Source organism: Pseudomonas sp. Yb2C2, from assembly GCF_052112325.1.
GTDB lineage: Bacteria > Pseudomonadota > Gammaproteobacteria > Pseudomonadales > Pseudomonadaceae > Aquipseudomonas > Aquipseudomonas marginalis.
In genome coordinates this window covers 74,744-92,942 of record NZ_JAVAJK010000007.1, presented here as the reverse complement: position 1 = coordinate 92,942, position 18,199 = coordinate 74,744, and the positions used below count along the sequence as shown (strand labels likewise).

19 protein-coding genes are annotated in these 18,199 nt (G+C 60.1%); 6 read left to right on the top strand and 13 right to left on the bottom strand.

The annotated features are described in order from the left end of the window. Nucleotides 1-36: 36 nt before the first annotated feature. Nucleotides 37-579, bottom strand: a complete 543-nt coding sequence (locus tag Q8X51_RS11815; protein WP_027605467.1) for a YaeQ family protein — start codon at nucleotides 577-579, stop codon at nucleotides 37-39. Nucleotides 580-727: 148 nt separating this feature from the next. Between Q8X51_RS11815 and Q8X51_RS11810 the strand changes: the two genes are divergently transcribed. Together Q8X51_RS11810 and Q8X51_RS11805 are read left to right on the top strand one after the other, a co-directional pair. Next, complete coding sequence (locus Q8X51_RS11810) at nucleotides 728-1,927, top strand: CaiB/BaiF CoA transferase family protein (RefSeq protein ID WP_027605466.1); 1,200 nt, start codon at nucleotides 728-730, stop codon at nucleotides 1,925-1,927. Then, nucleotides 1,927-2,811 carry a TIGR02285 family protein gene (locus Q8X51_RS11805; protein ID WP_065924826.1) on the top strand — a complete coding sequence of 295 codons (885 nt, stop codon included), beginning with the start codon at nucleotides 1,927-1,929 and terminating at the stop codon, nucleotides 2,809-2,811. Before Q8X51_RS11810 ends, Q8X51_RS11805 begins: the two co-directional genes overlap by 1 nt. Nucleotides 2,812-2,981: 170 nt before the next feature. Here the strand turns inward: Q8X51_RS11805 and Q8X51_RS11800 are convergent, their stop codons facing one another. Then, entirely contained in the window at nucleotides 2,982-3,266 is a 285-nt protein-coding gene (locus Q8X51_RS11800) for a DUF3509 domain-containing protein (RefSeq protein WP_065924827.1), read from the bottom strand. A gap of 311 nt (nucleotides 3,267-3,577) precedes the next feature. On the opposite strand from Q8X51_RS11800, the gene Q8X51_RS11795 reads away from it, so the two are divergent. Further along, the gene (locus Q8X51_RS11795) at nucleotides 3,578-3,799 is read left to right on the top strand and encodes a hypothetical protein (protein ID WP_027605463.1); all 222 of its coding nucleotides are present in this window, start codon (nucleotides 3,578-3,580) and stop codon (nucleotides 3,797-3,799) included. Between the two features lie 85 nt (nucleotides 3,800-3,884). Here Q8X51_RS11795 and thrC read toward each other — a convergent pair whose 3' ends face one another. From thrC to ffh, 9 genes are all read right to left on the bottom strand, one after another. Next, nucleotides 3,885-5,294, bottom strand: coding sequence for a threonine synthase (gene thrC / locus Q8X51_RS11790; protein WP_407693881.1), 1,410 nt, complete (start codon nucleotides 5,292-5,294; stop codon nucleotides 3,885-3,887). A 103-nt stretch (nucleotides 5,295-5,397) separates the two neighbouring features. Continuing rightward, a complete protein-coding gene (locus Q8X51_RS11785; protein WP_074847565.1) occupies nucleotides 5,398-6,702 on the bottom strand; it encodes a homoserine dehydrogenase in 1,305 nt (434 codons plus the stop codon). Between the two features lie 129 nt (nucleotides 6,703-6,831). Further along, complete coding sequence (locus tag Q8X51_RS11780; RefSeq protein ID WP_003175893.1) at nucleotides 6,832-7,563, bottom strand: thioredoxin fold domain-containing protein; 732 nt, start codon at nucleotides 7,561-7,563, stop codon at nucleotides 6,832-6,834. Between the two features lie 142 nt (nucleotides 7,564-7,705). Continuing rightward, entirely contained in the window at nucleotides 7,706-8,602 is an 897-nt protein-coding gene (xerD, locus tag Q8X51_RS11775; protein ID WP_065924830.1) for a site-specific tyrosine recombinase XerD, read from the bottom strand. Nucleotides 8,603-8,714: 112 nt separating this feature from the next. Further along, nucleotides 8,715-9,065 (bottom strand): 50S ribosomal protein L19, encoded by a 351-nt coding sequence (gene rplS / locus Q8X51_RS11770; RefSeq protein ID WP_003175895.1) that lies wholly within the window; start codon nucleotides 9,063-9,065, stop codon nucleotides 8,715-8,717. Between the two features lie 45 nt (nucleotides 9,066-9,110). Next, nucleotides 9,111-9,884, bottom strand: coding sequence for a tRNA (guanosine(37)-N1)-methyltransferase TrmD (trmD, locus tag Q8X51_RS11765; RefSeq protein WP_173390389.1), 774 nt, complete (start codon nucleotides 9,882-9,884; stop codon nucleotides 9,111-9,113). Then, nucleotides 9,866-10,402, bottom strand: coding sequence for a ribosome maturation factor RimM (gene rimM, locus Q8X51_RS11760; protein WP_053135622.1), 537 nt, complete (start codon nucleotides 10,400-10,402; stop codon nucleotides 9,866-9,868). The genes trmD and rimM overlap by 19 nt, the downstream gene beginning before the upstream one ends. 5 nt (nucleotides 10,403-10,407) lie before the next feature. Beyond that, a complete protein-coding gene (gene rpsP / locus Q8X51_RS11755) occupies nucleotides 10,408-10,659 on the bottom strand; it encodes a 30S ribosomal protein S16 (RefSeq protein WP_003238923.1) in 252 nt (83 codons plus the stop codon). Between the two features lie 250 nt (nucleotides 10,660-10,909). Beyond that, nucleotides 10,910-12,286, bottom strand: coding sequence for a signal recognition particle protein (gene ffh / locus Q8X51_RS11750; RefSeq protein WP_065924831.1), 1,377 nt, complete (start codon nucleotides 12,284-12,286; stop codon nucleotides 10,910-10,912). A 234-nt stretch (nucleotides 12,287-12,520) separates the two neighbouring features. On the opposite strand from ffh, the gene Q8X51_RS11745 reads away from it, so the two are divergent. The 3 genes from Q8X51_RS11745 to Q8X51_RS11735 all read left to right on the top strand — a co-directional run bounded on the left by Q8X51_RS11745 (nucleotide 12,521) and on the right by Q8X51_RS11735 (nucleotide 16,252). Continuing rightward, nucleotides 12,521-13,333, top strand: coding sequence for a cytochrome C assembly family protein (locus Q8X51_RS11745; RefSeq protein WP_065924832.1), 813 nt, complete (start codon nucleotides 12,521-12,523; stop codon nucleotides 13,331-13,333). Nucleotides 13,334-13,345: 12 nt separating this feature from the next. Next, nucleotides 13,346-14,584 carry a transporter associated domain-containing protein gene (locus Q8X51_RS11740; protein WP_065924833.1) on the top strand — a complete coding sequence of 413 codons (1,239 nt, stop codon included), beginning with the start codon at nucleotides 13,346-13,348 and terminating at the stop codon, nucleotides 14,582-14,584. Between the two features lie 357 nt (nucleotides 14,585-14,941). Further along, complete coding sequence (locus Q8X51_RS11735) at nucleotides 14,942-16,252, top strand: MFS transporter (RefSeq protein ID WP_065924834.1); 1,311 nt, start codon at nucleotides 14,942-14,944, stop codon at nucleotides 16,250-16,252. Between the two features lie 97 nt (nucleotides 16,253-16,349). On the opposite strand, the gene purT is transcribed toward Q8X51_RS11735, so the two are convergent. Together purT and Q8X51_RS11725 are read right to left on the bottom strand one after the other, a co-directional pair. Then, entirely contained in the window at nucleotides 16,350-17,531 is a 1,182-nt protein-coding gene (gene purT, locus Q8X51_RS11730) for a formate-dependent phosphoribosylglycinamide formyltransferase (RefSeq protein WP_065924835.1), read from the bottom strand. Nucleotides 17,532-17,600: 69 nt separating this feature from the next. Continuing rightward, on the bottom strand, nucleotides 17,601-18,068 hold the full coding sequence (locus Q8X51_RS11725) for a VUT family protein (RefSeq protein WP_065924836.1): 468 nt from the start codon (nucleotides 18,066-18,068) through the stop codon (nucleotides 17,601-17,603). Between the last annotated feature and the right edge of the window lie 131 nt (nucleotides 18,069-18,199).

The following is an 18,199-nucleotide window of genomic DNA, read 5'->3' as shown; positions in this document are numbered from 1 at the left end:
GCTTCAAGCTTGTAGCTTGAGGCTTGCAGCTCCAATTCAACCGCGTTCGCCGACCAGCCATTGCAGTTGCACTTCGTGCTGGCCACGGTCGTCGGTGACGAAGATCGTGCCTTCACTGATCATCACGTCCCACTTGATCACGCGGGGCATATCCTTGGCCAGAACCTCCAGAATCTCCTGGGGCACTGCTGCGATGTGGACATTCTTCAGGGTGTTCGCCACCGGCACCACTTTGCCTTCCCAAACACGCAAGCTGCCGTATGCCAGCAGGCTGGTGCGCTCGGTGCGGCGCGAGCACCAGGTCAGGCGGTCGGCATCCGGCTGGCCGACTTCGATCCAATGCAAAACCCGATCATCCAGGCTTTTTTCCCACAGGGCTGGCTCGTCTACATCTGACAGGCCACGACCGAACGCCAACTGTTCGTTGTAAAAAAGGGCGTAGGCCAGCAGACGCACGGTCATGCGTTCTTCAGTTTCCGAGGGGTGGCGAGCGATGGTCTGCTTGACGCTCTCGTACACCGAACGGTCGAGGTCGGTGAGGTTGAGTTCGAATTTGTAGGTCGTGGACGGCTGGGCCATGAACGGGCTTCTAGAGACAGGGAAAGGCGGCCAGTCTAACCGATGGCGAGGCCATTCAACGAATCCTGCGCTGCATCATCCTTATCCCTGGCCTGCTCGCCTATGTTAAAAGGCTTCACATCACCGTTCTGCGCAGACAAGGATCCCCATGTCGTTTAATGCCAAACCGCTTGCCGGCCTGAAAGTCATCGAACTCGGCACCCTGATCGCCGGGCCCTTCGCCTCACGCATTTGTGCTGAATTCGGTGCCGAGGTGGTCAAGGTCGAATCCCCGGACGGCGGCGACCCGTTGCGCAAATGGCGCAAGCTGTATGAAGGCACCTCGTTATGGTGGTTTGTGCAGGCGCGCAACAAAAAGTCCCTGACGTTGAACCTCAAGCACCCGGACGGGCTGGCGATTCTCAAGCAACTGCTGGCAGACGCCGACATCCTGATCGAAAACTTCCGTCCCGGCGTACTGGAGAAGCTTGGCCTGAGCTGGGAAACCCTGCATGGGCTGAATCCGAAACTGGTGATGGTGCGCCTCTCGGGTTTTGGCCAGACCGGGCCGATGAAAGACCAGCCCGGGTTTGGCGCAGTGGGCGAGTCCATGGGCGGGCTGCGCTATATCACCGGTTTCGAAGATCGCCCGCCGGTGCGCACCGGAATCTCCATTGGTGACTCCATCGCCGCGCTGTGGGCGGTCATCGGCGCCTTGATGGCGCTGCGTCATCGCGAGGTTAACGGCGGTGTGGGCCAGGTGGTCGATGTGGCGCTGTATGAAGCCATCTTCGCCATGATGGAAAGCATGATCCCCGAGTTCGACGTATTCGGGTTTATTCGCGAACGTACCGGCAACATCATGCCCGGCATCACGCCGTCGTCGATCCACACCAGCGCGGACGGCAAGCACGTACAGATCGGTGCCAACGGCGATGCCATCTTCAAACGCTTCATGAGTGCCATCGGCCGGGAAGACCTGGCAAACGATCCACAACTGGCCAGCAATGACGGGCGCGATAGCCGTCGCGATGAACTCTATGGCGTGATTGATCGCTGGGTGAACTCGCTGCCGCTGGAGCAGGTGGTGGAGCAACTCAACAAGGCTGAAGTGCCCGCCAGCCGTATCTACAGCGCCGAGGACATGCTGGGCGACCCGCAATTCCTCGCGCGCGAGATGTTCCTCAAGGCCCGGCTTCCCGGCGGCAAGGACTTCAAGATGCCGGGCATCGTGCCCAAGCTGTCGGACACACCGGGCAGTTGCGAATGGGTGGGGCCGCAACTGGGTGAACACAACGGCGTGGTGTTGGGCGAGCTGGGATACGACGCCGCCGCCATTGTCCGCCTGCGTGAGCAAGGTGCAATCTGATGCCCCACGGCTGCAAACACTGGCTCATTGCGCTGTACCTGGCCGCCATGCTGGCCGGCGGCTGGCCCGTACCGGCGAGCGCAGAGGGCACGTTGATCTGGTTATTGCGCGACTTGCCGCCGCTGACCATCTTCGAAGGGCCAGGCAAAGGCCAGGGTGCCCTGGACCAGTTGCTGCCGATACTGATCGGACACTTGCCGGAATATCGCCACCAGGTAATGCACGTCAATCGCGCGCGCGGCATGCAGATGCTGCGCGAACCCACGCTCACCTGCGATCCATCCTTGCTGTGGACGGCCGAGCGGGCCAGGTACATCGTATTTTCCAGGCAGGCGTTTGTGGTCGCCAGTAATGGCATCACGATCCGACGCAGCCAGCAGGGCGCCCTGGCGGCGTTTATCGTAGACGGCCAATTTGACCTGCAGGCCTTCTTCGACGCCCCTAAGGCAAGGGTAGGCGCGATCGCGGAACGCAGCTACGGCGCCGTTATCGATGAGCGACTGAAACAGGCCGACACACACAAACTGGCACTGCACTACGGCAACGATGCCCTTGGCAGCTTGCTGCAGATGCAGCGCCTGGGCCGGCTGGAGGCAGTGCTGGGCTATTGGCCGGAAATCCGCTACCACGCGATGCAACAGGGGATCGCAGCCGACGACCTCAGCTTCTACCCCATCAAGGGCACAGCGCCTTACCAGCGCACGCATATCGGCTGCTCGGATACACCTGAGGGGCGCGAAGCCATGGAACGGATCAACCGGGTTCTGCCCAGCCTCCCGCTGGCACAAGTACAACAGTCCTATGCCGCCTGGCTGGACCCTGTCATGCGTGAACATTACCTGCGAGACAACCCGAGCTTTTTCCAGGACTCGCCGGCGCCGTGACAAATCCCAGGCAAAAAGAAACCCCGAAGAGTGGGGAGACACTTCGGGGTTAAACGTGGCCTACAAAGACCAGTACAACAAGGCACAAACACCGGAGCACAATGTTTGCTCTTGCTGTTACGAAATCTGACCGGCCATGACGTGGGAAGTTTCCATCTATAAACAATTCTTCATGCAACGGCAGCGCTGCGGGTCTGGGCGGCGTTGCGCAAGGCCGCGATGACCGAGGGTTCCAGGCGTCCTTCAGCGATCTTGAGATCACGCAGCAGGCAATCCACCACATCCACCAATAGGCGCTTATCGAGCAATTGCGCCCGGTCGACTTCACGCTCGACCATGATCGCACCGGCGGGGTTCTTCACGGTTACCAGGCACTCTTCCTGCACACCTGCGGTGGTCAACGTCACCTGATAAGGGCTCAGTGCCTCTTCGAGCAATAGGCTGATACTTTCCATCTCGATCACCACTCAATAGTTCGCAAACATTCTTGTAAACGGGAGCTGCATCTATCCTAAGTGACTGGTTGTGACGTAGGAAAGTTCGCTTTTTCGTTTATGCGGGGTTGTCGGGGGATGACGTTTCCAGCATGCGCTTGCAACATGACAGGCAAAAAACGGCGGCACATAAATGCTTACGCAATGGGCTGCTGTTTTGGGCTTCCCCTGCCGCGCAGGCCATGGGTGAATCCTATACTCGATGAGCGCTGATCACAGTGCCACGTGGGTAAAGCGTATGCCAAAGGCCCTTATTGCGAAGGAGGAATGCGATGGTGGAAAACGATGAGCGACTGGCGACGATGGAGAAAATGCATGCCGATGTAAGGCGCATTTACGCAGAAATATCACGCATGCAGGCTGAGCAAGACAAGCTCAGATCGGAATCCCTGAAAATAAACTGTGAAACTTTCTGGTACCCCATGGGCGTAGCAATGGCCGTGGTCGCAACGATTGCTTCGATTACTGGAGTAGCGATTAAGTTGCTCTTGTAAACGGCACGCTGTCGGGCCTGCCAGAAACAAAAAACGCCGCTGACCCAAGGAAGGGAAAGCGGCGTTTTTGTCTTGGTGACCTGCCTTACAAAGGCTTGCCACGATTGCCATGCTGGCTGACAAACGCCTGCATCGCCTTCAAGTCATTCGGCAGCACCGTGCAACGCTCTTCACGCTCGAACAGGTCGGTCAGGTGCACCGGCAGTTCCAGCGCCTTGCCGACACCCGCCTTCTCCACCGCTTCCGGGAATTTCACTGGATGGGCGGTGCCGAGGATCACCATCGGGATATCCAGGCTACGACGGCATTCGCGGGCGGCCTTCACCCCAATGGCGGTGTGCGGGTCGAGCAGCTCGCCGGTCTGGACGTAGACCTCGGCGATGGTTTCACAGGTCTGCGCGTCGTCCACGGCCAGGGAGTCGAACAGCTTGCGGGTTTCGGTCCAGCGCTCTTCATCAACGCTGAAACCGCCGCCGCTCTTGAAGGTGTCCATCAAGCCGGCAATGGCTGCGCCGTTGCGACCGTGCATGTCGAACAGCAGGCGTTCGAAGTTCGACGACACCATGATGTCCATGGACGGCGACAAGGTGGCGTGCAGGGTTTCCTTGACGTATTGGTTGCCGCTCATGAAGCGGTGCAGGATGTCGTTACGGTTGGTGGCGACGATCAACTGGTTGACCGGCAGGCCCATGTTACGGGCCAGGTAGCCGGCGAAGATGTCGCCGAAATTGCCGGTCGGCACCGAGAACGACACCGAGCGCGCCGGGCCACCCAACTGCAGCGAGGCGTGGAAGTAGTAGACGATCTGGGCCATGATCCGCGCCCAGTTGATCGAGTTCACCGCCACCAGGCGTGTGCCTTTGAGGAAGTCCTGGTCGGCGAAGCTGTTCTTGACCATTTCCTGGCAGTCGTCGAAGTTGCCTTCGATGGCGATGTTATGGATGTTCTCGCCGAAGATGGTGGTCATCTGGCGGCGCTGTACTTCCGAGACACGCTTGTGCGGGTGCAGGATGAAGATGTCGACGTTTTCGCAGTGCTTGCAGCCTTCGATGGCGGCCGAACCGGTATCACCCGAGGTGGCGCCGATGATCACCACGCGCTCGCCGCGCTTCTCCAGCACGTAGTCCAGCAGGCGACCCAGCAGTTGCAGGGCGAAGTCTTTGAACGCCAGGGTCGGGCCATGGAACAGCTCGAGCACCCATTCGTTGCTGTTGAGCTGGCGCAGAGGCGCGATGGCGCTGTGGGAAAACACGCCGTAGGTCTCTTCCAGAATCTTTTTGAAATCCACATCGGGGATGCTGCCGGTGACGAACGGGCGCATCACCCGGAACGCCAGCTCGTGGTACGGCAGGCCGGCCCACGAAGCGATTTCTTCCTGGGTAAAGCGTGGCAGGTTTTCCGGCACGTACAGGCCGCCGTCAGTGGCAAGGCCTGCCAGCAAGACGTCTTCGAAATTCAGGGCCGGTGCCTGGCCGCGGGTGCTGATGTAGCGCATAAAAGCAAACCTTTGGTTTGAGCTTCAAGCTTCAAGCTACAAGCGGCAAGTTAAAGCTGATCGGCTTTTACTTGCAGCTTGCAGCCAATAGCTTGCAGCTGGATTAATTCAAATGTTCGACGCGAATCCGTACTACCGGCCCAACCACACCCTGGAGAGCTTCCAGGGACTGGATGGCATCGTTGATGTGCTGCTCGAGCACCCGGTGGGTCAGCAGGATCATCGGCACCTGGCCGTTCTGCTCCTCGACTTCCTTCTGCATGATCGACTCGATGTTGATACCGCGCTCCGACAGGATGCTGGCCACCTGGGCCAACACGCCCGGGTGATCCTTGGCCTGGATGCGCAGGTAGTAGGCGCTTTCGCATGCCTCGATCGGCAGGATCGGGTGGGCCGACAGCGAATCCGGCTGGAAGGCCAGGTGCGGCACGCGGTTTTCCGGGTCGCTGGTCATGGCGCGAACCACGTCCACCAGGTCGGCGATCACCGACGAAGCGGTCGGTTCCATGCCGGCGCCGGCACCGTAGAACAGGGTGGAGCCGGCGGCATCACCGTTGACCATCACGGCGTTCATCACGCCATTGACGTTGGCGATCAGGCGGTCAGCCGGGATCAGCGTCGGGTGCACACGCAACTCGATTCCCGCCGGGGTGCTGCGCGCGACACCGAGGTGCTTGATGCGGTAGCCCAGGGCTTCGGCGTAGTTCACGTCGGCAGTGGTCAGCTTGGTGATGCCTTCGGTGTAGGCCTTGTCGAACTGCAGCGGGATACCAAAGGCGATGGACGCCAGGATGGTCAGCTTGTGCGCCGCGTCGATGCCTTCCACGTCGAATGTCGGGTCGGCTTCGGCATACCCCAGGGCCTGGGCTTCGGCCAGTACGTCTTCGAAGGTACGGCCCTTCTCGCGCATTTCGGTGAGGATGAAGTTACCGGTGCCGTTGATGATGCCGGCCACCCAGTTGATGCGGTTGGCGGACAGGCCTTCACGGATCGCCTTGATCACCGGGATACCGCCGGCAACCGCGGCTTCGAACGCCACGATCACGCCTTTCTCGCGGGCCTTGGCGAAGATCTCGTTGCCGTGTACGGCGATCAGCGCCTTGTTGGCGGTGACCACGTGCTTGCCGTTTTCGATCGCCTTGAGCACCAGCTCGCGAGCCACGGTGTAACCGCCCACCAGCTCGATGACGATATCGATTTCAGGGTTGGTGGCCACGGCGAAGACATCGTTGGTAATCGCAATACCGGTCGTTTGGAACTGAGGCTTTGGCGAACGCGTGGCAATTTGCGCCACTTCAATCCCACGCCCTGCACGGCGGGAAATTTCTTCAGCATTACGCTGAAGTACGTTGAAGGTGCCGCCACCGACGGTCCCTAACCCACAGATGCCTACTTTGACCGGTTTCACTGAAGAACTCCCCATGAAACGGCCGACGCTAGGTCGGCCGTGAAAAACAGCCGCACAACTGCGGCTTTCAATTAATGGCCCGCCGACTTATCCACGGGCCAGCATCGTCAAAGGTTCGACAATGCTGGTTTATTTGGCACTCAGCGCCAGTTTGGCAACTTGTGGTGCCGGCTGGTAGCCCGGAATCACCTGGCCGTCAGCTAAAACGATGGCCGGTGTGCCGTTTACGCCGATGGACTGGCCCAGGGCGAACTGCTTGGAAACCGGGTTGGCACATTTGGCCGCCTTGATTTCCTTGCCATCGACCATCTTGTCCATGGCCGCTTTCTTGTCGGCCGAGCACCATACGGCCTGCAACTGCTCGTCGCCTGGCGAACCCAGGCCCTGGCGCGGGAACGCTACGTAGCGGACTTCCACACCCAGCTTGTTCAGCGCAGGCACTTCGGCATGCAACTTGTGGCAGTACGGGCAGGTGGTGTCGGTGAACACGGTGATATGGGTCTTGGTCTCGCCGATGGCCGGGTAAACCACGGTTTCAGCCACCGGGATGCCGTTGATCAGCTTGGACACGCCCAGGCGCTCGGCTTTCTCGGTCAGGTTGACCGGCTTGCCGTCCTTGAGCTGGAACAGGTAGCCCTGGACGATGTACTGACCGTCTGCACTGGCGTACAGCACGCGGCTGCCCTTGAGCTTGACTTCATACAGGCCGGCCATGGGGCTGGCACTGATGCTTTCGATCGGGGTGTCGAGTTGCAGGTTGGCCAGGCTCTTGCGGATGGTCTGCTCGGCAGCGTCATCGGCGACGGCAAAGGTGGAAACCAACGCAATGGCTGCGGCGGCAATAATCTGGGTCAAGCGCATGGAAACTCCTGAAGGCAGATGCAGGGACGGGTGCAGGCGCGCCAATACGGAAACACGGGTGCGGGCGGTCCCCTTTGCTAACCGGCAAAGCCTACCACAGTTGGGCCGCAGGGCAGCCCGTGGAGGAATAAATTGGCGCTTTTCAGCCTCGCGGGTGGTGCTTGGCATGCATATCCTGCAAGCGCGCACGCGCCACATGGGTGTAGATCTGGGTGGTGGATAAGTCGCTGTGCCCGAGCAGCATTTGCACCACGCGCAAATCCGCACCGTGGTTGAGCAAATGGGTGGCGAATGCATGGCGCAAAGTGTGGGGCGACAGGCTCTTGCCGATCCCCGCGACCTTGGCCTGGTGTTTGATGCGATGCCAGAACGTCTGGCGGGTCATCTGTTCGCCGCGTTGGCTGGGAAACAGCACATCGCTGGGCCGCCCGCCAAGCAGCTCGCTACGGGCATCGCGCATGTAGCGCTCGACCCACACAATCGCTTCCTCCCCCATCGGCACCAGCCGCTCCTTGCTGCCCTTGCCCATTACCCGCAGCACCCCCTGGCGCAGATTGACTTGCTCCAGAGTCAGGCTGATCAGCTCCGTGACCCGCAGGCCACAGGCATACAACACTTCCAGCATGGCGCGGTCACGCTGGCCGATGGCTTCGCTGAGGTCGGGCGCAGCGAGCAAGGCATCGACGTCGGCTTCCGACAGGGATTTGGGCAAGGGCCTGCCCAGTTGCGGCATATCGATTTGCAGGGTCGGATCGAGGGTAATCAGTTTCTCCCTGAGCAAATAGCGATAAAAGCCACGCACACCGGAGAGAAATCGTGCAGTGGAACGGGGTTTGTAGTTCTGCTCCAGACGCCAGGCCAGGTGATCGAGGATCAGCTCGCGGCCGGCATTGATCAGTTCCAGGTGTTTCTCCTGCAGCCAGCCGTTGAACAGCGCCAGGTCGCTGCGGTAGGCCTGGCGGGTGTTATCTGACAGGCCTTTTTCCAGCCATAGGGCATCGAGGAAACGGTCGATCAGGGGGTGGTCGATGGCGGGCATAGGGACTCGAACAGAAAAATGGCGGAATCAGGTAGATCCTATCCCGGACCTCAAATCGCGGGCACAAAAAAGCAGCCCGTAGGCTGCTTTTTTCTGCATCGGGAAGCTGGACTTAAGCCAGTTTTTCCTTGATGCGAGCTGCTTTACCGGACAGGTCACGCAGGTAGTACAGCTTGGCTTTACGTACGTCACCGCGACGCTTGACGGCCATGCTGTCGATTTGCGGGCTGTAGGTCTGGAAAGTACGCTCTACGCCAACACCGTTGGAGATTTTACGAACAGTGAAAGCACTGTTCACACCACGGTTACGCTTGGCGATTACCACGCCTTCGAACGCTTGCAGACGCGAACGGTCGCCTTCCTTCACTTTCACCTGGACGACAATAGTGTCGCCCGGGGCAAAGGTAGGGATCTCTTTGGTCATCTGCTCTGCTTCGAGTGCAAGGATGATTTTGTTAGTCATGCTGTGCTCCTAAGGTAAGTCAATGGACCTACCATCGATACGTTGTTAACTATCGTCCCGCGCGAGGATGTATTCCTCGAGCAGCTTCTTCTCTTCTCCAGAAAGCGAGCGGCTTTCCAGAAGATCGGCGCGTCGTTCATAGGTCCGACCAAGGGACTGCTGTAAACGCCAACGCCGGATGTGTGCGTGATTGCCACTTAGCAATACGTCGGGAACACGCTGATCCGCATACACCTCCGGTCGGGTGTAGTGCGGGCAATCCAGCAAACCATCCGTGAAGGAATCTTCCTCCGCGGAGTCCGCATGCCCTAAAGCTCCAGGCAGCAGTCGTGTAACCGCATCTATCAGGACCATCGCCGGCAGCTCACCGCCAGACAGGACATAGTCCCCAATCGACCACTCTTCATCGACATGAGCCTCAATAAAGCGCTCGTCAATGCCTTCATAGCGACCGGCAATCAGGATCAGTGCTTCCTCATTCGCCAGTTCGCGGACCCCAGCCTGTTTCAGCTGGCGGCCTTGAGGGGACAGGTAAATAACCTTCGCCTTCTCCCCGGCGGCTGCCTTGGCCTGAGCCAACGCGTCTTCCAGGGGCTTGATCTTCATCACCATGCCCGGGCCACCGCCAAATGGGCGATCGTCCACAGTGTGATGTCGATCCGTCGTGTAGTCTCGCGGGTTCCAACAGGTGAGCTGCAACAGCCCCTGTTTCACCGCCCGACTGGTGATGCCGTACTCGCTGATGGCGGAGAACATCTCGGGAAACAAACTGATCACTTCAATGCGCAAATTAGCCACGCTTAGAAGTCCGCGTCCCATTCCACCTTCATCTCGCCTGCGGCCAGGTCGACAGCCAACACGCATTGCTCCGTATAGGGCAACAGGCGTTCGCGATCATCCAGGCTGCCAGCGCAAGGCTTGACCACCATTACATCATTGGCGCCGGTTTCCAGAAGATGATCGATTTTCCCGAACAATTGCCCGAGTTGATCGATGACCTTCAGACCTTCCAGCTGGTACCAGTAGTACTCGCCGTCGGTCAATTCAGGGAACAGGTTGCGCGGCACGCAGATCTCATAACCGGCCAGAAGACGAGCTTCTTCACGATCATCAAGACCCTTGAGCTTTGCGACCAGGAACTTATCGCTCCCGCGCCCACTGACCAGCTCGACCTGTTTCACACTACCTTCGCGCTTGAGCGTCCAGGTCTTGTACTGCAACAGGTTTTCAGTCGGATCAGTAAAGGAATACACCTTCACTTCGCCGCGAACGCCATGAACAGAATAAATCTTGCCGATAACGATCAAATCATCAGCAACAGCTGGCGTCGCGTTCATATTGCTCAGGCTGCGGCCTTAGCCGAGTCCTTCAACAACTTGGCAACACGCTCAGACGGTTGTGCACCAACGCTCAGCCAGTAGGCTACGCGCTCTTGGTTCACGGACAGGCGGACTTCTTGACCACGAGCGATCGGGTTGAAGAAGCCAACTTGTTCCTTGTGAGAGCCGTCACGTGGGTTACGGCTGTCAGTTACGGTCAAGTGGTAAAACGGGCGCTTTTTGGAGCCGCCAAGGGCAAGACGGATTGTTAGCATGTGAACATCGTTCCTGTAGTCGGTGCTGCAAATCTAAATGCACAGCGGGCATAGGTGCCCGAAAGGCCGCATATTCTAAGGAATATCCGGACTTTTGCAAATGTCTTTTTCTGGCGCCTATCAGCGGGCCATTCAGATCTGCTAGAGAGCCGTCGGTTAAAACGGCAGGTCAGCCCCCGCCAACGGCGGGTTTGCTGGAGATCCCACATCCCTGTGGGTCGGAGCAGGAGTGAACTCCCGCTCGAATACTTTACATTTTCGGCATGCCGCCGCCGGGCAACATACCGCCCATGCCGCGCATCATCTTGGCCATTCCGCCCTTGGCGGAGAATTTCTTCATCATCTTCTGCATCTGCTTGTGCTGCTTGATCAAGCGCCCGATGTCCTGCACCTGGGTGCCGGAACCCATGGCGATCCGACGCTTGCGCGAACCGCTGATCAGCTCAGGGTCGCGGCGCTCGGCCGGGGTCATGGAGTTGATGATGGCTTCCATCTGCTTGAACTGCTTCTCTGCCGCGCCCTGGGCATTGCCCATTTGCGCCAGGTTCACACCGCCGATGTTCGGCAGCTTGTCCATCAGGCCGCCAAGGCCGCCCATGCTCTTCATTTGTTGCAGTTGGTCGCGGAAGTCTTCGAGGTCGAAGCCCTTGCCCTTCTTCAACTTTTTAGCAAGCTTATCGGCTTTGTCCTTGTCGAGCGTCGCTTCAGCCTGTTCGATCAGGCTGAGCACGTCGCCCATGCCGAGGATACGCGAGGCGATACGCTCAGGGTGGAACGGTTCGAGCGCTTCGCTCTTCTCGCCCATACCGATGAACTTGATCGGCTTGCCGGTGATGGCACGCACCGACAGCGCGGCACCGCCACGGGCGTCGCCGTCGACCTTGGTGAGGATCACGCCGGTCAGCGGCAGCGCATCACCAAAGGCCTTGGCGGTATTGGCCGCATCCTGGCCGGTCATGGCGTCGACCACGAACAGCGTCTCGACCGGGTTGATCGCGGCATGCAGCGCCTTGATCTCGCCCATCATCTCTTCATCGATGTGCAGGCGACCGGCGGTATCGACGATGACCACGTCGATGAACTTGAGCCTTGCTTCTTTAATAGCGGCGTTGGCGATGTCGACCGGCTTCTGGCTCAGGTCGGACGGGAAGAAGGTCACGCCCACTTCGCCCGCGAGCATTTCCAGCTGCTTGATGGCCGCCGGACGGTACACGTCGGCCGATACCACCATCACGGACTTCTTCTTGCGCTCTTTAAGGAAGCGCGCCAGCTTGCCGGCGGTGGTGGTCTTGCCCGCACCTTGCAGGCCGGCCATCAACACGACGGCCGGTGGCACGGCACTGAGGTTCAAATCTTCGTTAGCCGCACCCATCAGGCTTTCGAGTTCGGCCTGGACGATCTTCACAAAGGCCTGGCCCGGCGTCAGGCTGCGGGACACTTCAGTGCCCACTGCGCGCTCTTTGACCGAGTTGACGAAGTCCTTCACCACTGGCAAGGCCACGTCGGCTTCCAGCAACGCCATGCGCACTTCGCGCAGGGTGTCTTTAATATTGTCCTCGGTCAGCTTGGCCTTGCCGGTTACATGGCGCAGCGTCTGCGAGAGACGGTCAGTCAAGTTTTCAAACATGCGCGATCCTTTCAGGCCCTAATCATCGAAATGCATTGGTAGACCGAGGTAATGGCAGCCCAGGCTGTGGTAAATCGCTATTAAACACAGCGCTCGGCGAGCCTGCGGCGTGGGCAGATCGCGGATTATAGCGAAGACTGCGTCCATGCACACCCGCTGTCTGGTCCGGGAGTCTTTCGTGGAACGCAGGTGTATGCCAAACTCAGCGCCTTTCGGGCTTGTCTATCAGGATTTATGGTCCCCTTGTCACCCAGTTTGCTACCCAGCCTCGCCGCCGCACTCCTTTATGCCGCTGCGACCCTCTATCAGGGCACTCGTCTTGCCCAAGGCACCAAGGCGGACAAACGCCTGCTGGTCGGCCTGGGCGTCCTCGCCCTGCTGGCCCACGCCGCGAGCCTGTTCACCCACCTGATGACCCCGGTGGGCCTGGGCCTGGACTTTTTCAGCGCCGCCAGCCTGATCGCTGCAGCAGTCATCGCGCTGACATTGCTGGCCTGCTACCGGATCCCCGTCGAGAACCTGCTGGTCCTGCTCTTTCCCCTGGGCGTGCTGACGGTGCTGCTGGCGCAGTTCGCCCCCACCGGCACCGTACAGGTGATTGACGAAGAGCCCGGCATCCTCGCGCATATCCTGTTGTCGATCCTGGCCTATGGCATGTTCACCATCGCGGTGTTCCAGGCCCTGCTCCTGCTGTTGCAGGACCACCAACTCAAGCACAAGCACCCTTCCGGCCTGATCAAGAACTTCCCACCGCTGCAAACCATGGAAAGCCTGCTGTTCGGTTTCCTGTGGGCCGGCTGGACCCTGCTTTCGCTGTCGCTGATCTCCGGCTGGCTGTTCGTCGAAAACCTGTTTGCCCAGCACCTGGTGCACAAGACCCTGCTGGCCTGCCTGGCCTGGATCGTGTTCAGCGTGCTGCTGTGGGGCCGCAACCGCCTCGGCTGGCGTGGGCATAAAGCGATCCGCTGGACCCTGGCCGGTTTCTGCCTGCTGATGCTGGCCTATTTCGGCAGCAAGCTGGTTCGCGAATACATCCTGCATATCTGACGGGCAGCAATCATGGACAACTTGCCCCTGGGGCCGATGCTCGCGGTAATCGCCTTGCTGGTGTTATGGGCCGGGCTGTTTACCGCCATCGAAGCCGCACAACAGCACCTGCTGGCCCTGCGCCCCGGCACTCGCCAGGGAGACAAAGCGGCCGCCCGCCTGAATTTCCCGCGTCACAGCCTGATCCTGTGCAACAGCCTGTGTCGCGCCGCCGTGGTGATTCTCTGCACCCTGCTGGCGATCTATGCTTGGGCACAGAACGGCCCTTGGCTCGGCTGGCTGATGTCCTGTGCACTCCTGCTGGTGCTGGCCGACTACCTGCCGCGCGCCCTGGCCACCCGTTATCCGCAAGCGATCCTGGGCTTTGGCAATACGCTGCTGGGCGTACCGCTGAAAATCCTCTATCCCCTGGCCTGGCTGCTCAACGGCATCAGCCTGCTGTTATTGCGCCCGTTTGCGCGCAAATCCGGGGTGGTTAAAAAGAGCGATGAACCGCTACCCGACCACGATGACGAACCCGAGCCTGATGCCGACGCCGACCGCACCCCCGGCATGCCTGGCATCCACGCGCTGGACAACATCACGGTCAATGACATCCTGGTGCCACGCAGTGAAGTGGACGGCATCAACCTCGACGACTCGATTGAAGACATCATCGAACAACTGCGCACGTCCCCGCGCACCCGCCTGCCGGTGTTCCACAGTGATATCAACCAGGTCCAGGCCGTGCTCAATACCCGCCAGGTCCAGCACCTGCTGCCCGATGCCAGCCTGACCAAGGACGCATTGCTCGCCGCCTGCCACGAACCCTACTTCGTCCCGGAAAGCACCCCACTGCAACTGCAACTGCTGAACTTCCACAAACAGCAGCGGCGCCTGGGCATGGTCGTGGATGAGTACGGCGAAGTGCTGGGCATCGTCACCCTGGAAGACATCCTCGAAGAAATCGTCGGTGAATTCGAAAGTGAGCAAAGCACCGACAACCCGCACATCGAAGCCCAGACCGACGGCCGCTACATCATTGATGGCGCCGCCTCGATCCGCGAACTGAACAAGAGCCTGGGCTGGCACCTGCCCAGCGACGGCCCAAAGACCCTCAACGGCCTGGTGACCGAAGCGCTGGAAACCATTCCGGATTGCGCGGTGTGCCTTAAGATCGGGCGCTATCGCCTGGAAATCCTCGAGACCGAAGACAACCGCGTAGCGAAAGTGCTGATCTGGCACACCAGCCGAGTGCCTGTCGCCGCGTAGCTCTCCTGACAAACCAAAATCCAATGTGGGAGGGGGCTTGCTCCCGATAGCGGTGTGCCATTCACTGCATTCGGGGACTGACCCACTGCCATCGGGAGCAAGCCCCCTCCCACATTTGGATTTGCAGCGTGTCAGCCCCTTGTTGGATCCACACACCCCTTCCTATAATCCCTGCGGCTTACCCAAGCCCCGCCCGACCGCGTGCTACCCGCACTCCGCGCGTCCAGGCTCCGCTGCATCGTGTCTGACCGGTGTTCGCTCCCATCCCGAGCCGCCCCGCGCACTACCCTGATCCAAGGGGGTTCGACCCAATAATAATCCGCGTCCAAACGCGCAACGACTGTCAGGGATAACTCAATGAGCACCACCTATAACGAGGCTGCGACCGCCGCCCCGACCAACTCGACTGCACGAGTCGCCACCGCGAGCATCGTCGGCACCGCCATCGAGTTCTACGACTTCTATATTTACGCCACCGCCGCAGCCCTGGTGATCGGCCCGGTGTTCTTCCCGCAGACCTCCGGCACTGCGCAGATGCTGGCGTCATTCCTGACCTTTGGCATCGCCTTTATCGCGCGTCCGCTGGGCTCGGCGTTGTTCGGCCACTTTGGCGACCGTATCGGCCGAAAATCCACGCTGGTGGCCTCGTTGCTGCTGATGGGCGTGTGCACCACGCTGATCGGTTTGCTGCCCGGCTATGACAGCATCGGGGCCTGGGCGCCGATCCTGTTGTGCGTGCTGCGTTTCGGCCAGGGCCTTGGGTTGGGCGGGGAATGGGGCGGCGCCGCCTTGCTGGCCACCGAGAACGCGCCCAAAGGCAAACGCGCCTGGTTCGGCATGTTTCCGCAACTGGGCCCCTCCATCGGGTTCCTGGCCGCCAACGGCCTGTTCCTGATCCTGGCCATGAGCCTCAACGACGAGCAGTTCCGCAGTTGGGGCTGGCGTATTCCGTTCATCCTCAGCGCGGCGCTGGTGATGGTCGGCCTGTATGCACGCTTGAAACTGCACGAAACTCCGGTGTTCGCCAACGCCGTGGCCAAGGAAAAGCCGGTGAAAGTGCCGCTGGTGGAGTTATTCAGCCAGCATTGGCTGCCGGTGCTGCTGGGCGCCGCGTCGATGGTGGTGTGTTACGCGCTGTTTTACATCACCACTGCGTTTTCCCTGAGCTACGGCGTGTCGACCTTGGGCTACAGCCGCGAGACATTCCTTGGGCTGCTGTGCTTTGCCGTATTGTTCATGGGCCTTGCCACGCCTTTGGCCGCCTTGGCCAGTGATCGCTACGGACGCAGGCCGGTGCTGATCGTCGGCGCAATCCTGGCGATCCTGTCCGGCTTCACCATGGAGCCCCTGCTGACCCACGGTTCGACCTGGGCCGTGGCATTGTTCCTGGCGCTGGAGCTGTTCCTGATGGGCGTAACCTTCGCGCCGATGGGCGCCATGCTGCCGGAACTGTTCCCGACCCGCGTGCGTTATACCGGTGCTTCGGCAGCGTATAACCTGGGTGGGATTGTGGGCGCTTCGGCTGCACCGTTCTTCGCGACCAAGCTGGTGGCGATGGGTGGGCTGAGTTATGTCGGTGGGTATGTGTCGGCGGCAGCGTTGCTCAGCTTGATTGCTGTGCTGTGCCTGAAAGAGACGCGGGATAACGATTTGAACAAGGTCGTCTGATAAACAGCTATCGGGAGCAAGCCCCCTCCCACATTTTGACCGCATTTCTACTGGAACAATGCGATCAAAATGTGGAAGGGGGCTTGCTCCCGATGCTTTAAAGCTCTACCACAACCGCCTGGGAAGCACGGGTCGCCTTGGCCCGAGCCGCTTCAATCGATTCATCCCGCGCCAACGCCACGCCCATGCGGCGCTGGCCATTCACTTCTGGCTTACCAAACAGACGCAACGCCGTGTCCGGCTCGCTCAGTGCAGCGCCGAGGTTGGCAAACGCGGTCTGGGTCGACTGCCCTTCCACCAGAATCACCGCCGACGCCGAAGGCCCGAACTGACGGATCAACGGGATTGGCAAGCCCAGGATGGCACGCGCATGCAGGGCAAACTGCGACAGGTCCTGGGAAATCAACGTCACCAAACCCGTGTCGTGCGGGCGTGGCGACACTTCGCTGAACCACACCTGATCACCCTTGATGAACAGTTCCACGCCAAACAGACCACGGCCACCCAAGGCTTCGGTCACGGCTTTGGCGACGCGCTCGGACTCTGCCAGCGCAACCGGGCTCATGGCCTGTGGCTGCCAGGATTCCTGATAGTCGCCTTTCTCCTGACGGTGGCCGACCGGCGCGCAGAAGGTGGTGCCGCCGATGTGGCGCACGGTCAGCAGGGTGATTTCGTAGTCGAAGTCGATAAAACCTTCGATGATCACTCGGCCCTTGCCTGCACGTCCGCCTTCCTGGGCGTAATCCCAGGCTTTGCGCACGTCGTCAGCGCTGCGCAGCAGGCTCTGGCCCTTGCCCGACGAACTCATCACCGGCTTGACCACGCAGGGGAAACCCAGGTCCTGGACGGCCTTGCTGTAGTCCTCGAAGGTGTCGGCGAAATGGTACGGCGAGGTCGGCAGGTCCAGTTCTTCGGCGGCCAGGCGACGGATGCCTTCACGGTTCATGGTCAGCGACGTGGCGCGCGCAGTCGGGATCACGGTGAAGCCTTCGGCTTCCAGCTCAACCAGCGTCGCGGTGGCGATGGCTTCGATTTCCGGCACGATGAAGTGCGGTTTTTCCGCTTCGATCACCGCACGCAGGGCGGCGCCGTCGAGCATGTTGATCACATGGCTGCGATGGGCAACCTGCATGGCCGGCGCATTGGCGTAGCGATCCACGGCAATCACTTCAACGCCCAGGCGTTGCAGTTCAATCACCACTTCCTTGCCCAGCTCACCGCAGCCACACAGCAAAACGCGGGTCGCGGTTGGCGACAATGGAGTTCCGATTCGGGTCATCTCAGGTCCTCAGGGGAGCGGATCATGGGGAGAAAGGCCGGCATTTTACATGAACTGTAAAAATTGGCCTCAGTTGGCGACGGCCCGCTTGCGGATGCGCCAGGCCATGATCAGCCACACCGCCGTGACCCCGGCGAACTTCGACGCCAAGGCGGTGCCCACCACGGCAGGGGTGAGCGCACCGATCAGGCCGAAGAAGATAAAGGTATCAAGGGGAATGCTGAGCGCCGAACTTATCCACAGGCGGTCGTGGAGCGGGCGCTTGGTGATGCTGAACACCAGCCAGTCAATGCATTCCGACACCGCGAATGCCGTGGCGCTGGCCAGGGCGATGGACGGGTCCGAAGTGATATACGACAACACCAGCGCCGCCAGCATGGCGATGATCGCCCCATGGCCGAAGCGGGTTTGCACCATGTCGCGCAGAATAAACACCAGGCCGCCCCAGGCCGACCAGATGACGTCCAGGTGCGGGGCAGTGGAGAAGGCGAAGTTGATCAGCACGACGCTGCTTATGTAGGCGATCAGGAAGAGCATGGGGCGAGGGACCTGTGAACAAGGGGCACAGGGTACTTCACATTTTGAAATATGTCGTCTGGGAGGGCCTCATCGGGGGCAAGCCCCCTCCCACATGTTGACCGCATTCTTACAGATCAAACGCGGTCAAG

What these genes read in the sequence shown, in the direction of transcription:
- Q8X51_RS11815 (WP_027605467.1), bottom strand. Translation starts at nt 579, where the DNA reads ATGGCCCAGCCGTCCACGACCTACAAATTCGAACTCAACCTCACCGAC.
- Q8X51_RS11810 (WP_027605466.1), top strand. Translation starts at nt 728, where the DNA reads ATGTCGTTTAATGCCAAACCGCTTGCCGGCCTGAAAGTCATCGAACTC.
- Q8X51_RS11805 (WP_065924826.1), top strand. Translation starts at nt 1,927, where the DNA reads ATGCCCCACGGCTGCAAACACTGGCTCATTGCGCTGTACCTGGCCGCC.
- Q8X51_RS11800 (WP_065924827.1), bottom strand. Translation starts at nt 3,266, where the DNA reads ATGGAAAGTATCAGCCTATTGCTCGAAGAGGCACTGAGCCCTTATCAG.
- Q8X51_RS11795 (WP_027605463.1), top strand. Translation starts at nt 3,578, where the DNA reads ATGGTGGAAAACGATGAGCGACTGGCGACGATGGAGAAAATGCATGCC.
- thrC (WP_407693881.1), bottom strand. Translation starts at nt 5,294, where the DNA reads ATGCGCTACATCAGCACCCGCGGCCAGGCACCGGCCCTGAATTTCGAA.
- Q8X51_RS11780 (WP_003175893.1), bottom strand. Translation starts at nt 7,563, where the DNA reads ATGCGCTTGACCCAGATTATTGCCGCCGCAGCCATTGCGTTGGTTTCC.
- xerD (WP_065924830.1), bottom strand. Translation starts at nt 8,602, where the DNA reads ATGCCCGCCATCGACCACCCCCTGATCGACCGTTTCCTCGATGCCCTA.
- rplS (WP_003175895.1), bottom strand. Translation starts at nt 9,065, where the DNA reads ATGACTAACAAAATCATCCTTGCACTCGAAGCAGAGCAGATGACCAAA.
- trmD (WP_173390389.1), bottom strand. Translation starts at nt 9,884, where the DNA reads ATGGGACGCGGACTTCTAAGCGTGGCTAATTTGCGCATTGAAGTGATC.
- rimM (WP_053135622.1), bottom strand. Translation starts at nt 10,402, where the DNA reads ATGAACGCGACGCCAGCTGTTGCTGATGATTTGATCGTTATCGGCAAG.
- rpsP (WP_003238923.1), bottom strand. Translation starts at nt 10,659, where the DNA reads ATGCTAACAATCCGTCTTGCCCTTGGCGGCTCCAAAAAGCGCCCGTTT.
- ffh (WP_065924831.1), bottom strand. Translation starts at nt 12,286, where the DNA reads ATGTTTGAAAACTTGACTGACCGTCTCTCGCAGACGCTGCGCCATGTA.
- Q8X51_RS11745 (WP_065924832.1), top strand. Translation starts at nt 12,521, where the DNA reads ATGGTCCCCTTGTCACCCAGTTTGCTACCCAGCCTCGCCGCCGCACTC.
- Q8X51_RS11740 (WP_065924833.1), top strand. Translation starts at nt 13,346, where the DNA reads ATGGACAACTTGCCCCTGGGGCCGATGCTCGCGGTAATCGCCTTGCTG.
- Q8X51_RS11735 (WP_065924834.1), top strand. Translation starts at nt 14,942, where the DNA reads ATGAGCACCACCTATAACGAGGCTGCGACCGCCGCCCCGACCAACTCG.
- purT (WP_065924835.1), bottom strand. Translation starts at nt 17,531, where the DNA reads ATGACCCGAATCGGAACTCCATTGTCGCCAACCGCGACCCGCGTTTTG.
- Q8X51_RS11725 (WP_065924836.1), bottom strand. Translation starts at nt 18,068, where the DNA reads ATGCTCTTCCTGATCGCCTACATAAGCAGCGTCGTGCTGATCAACTTC.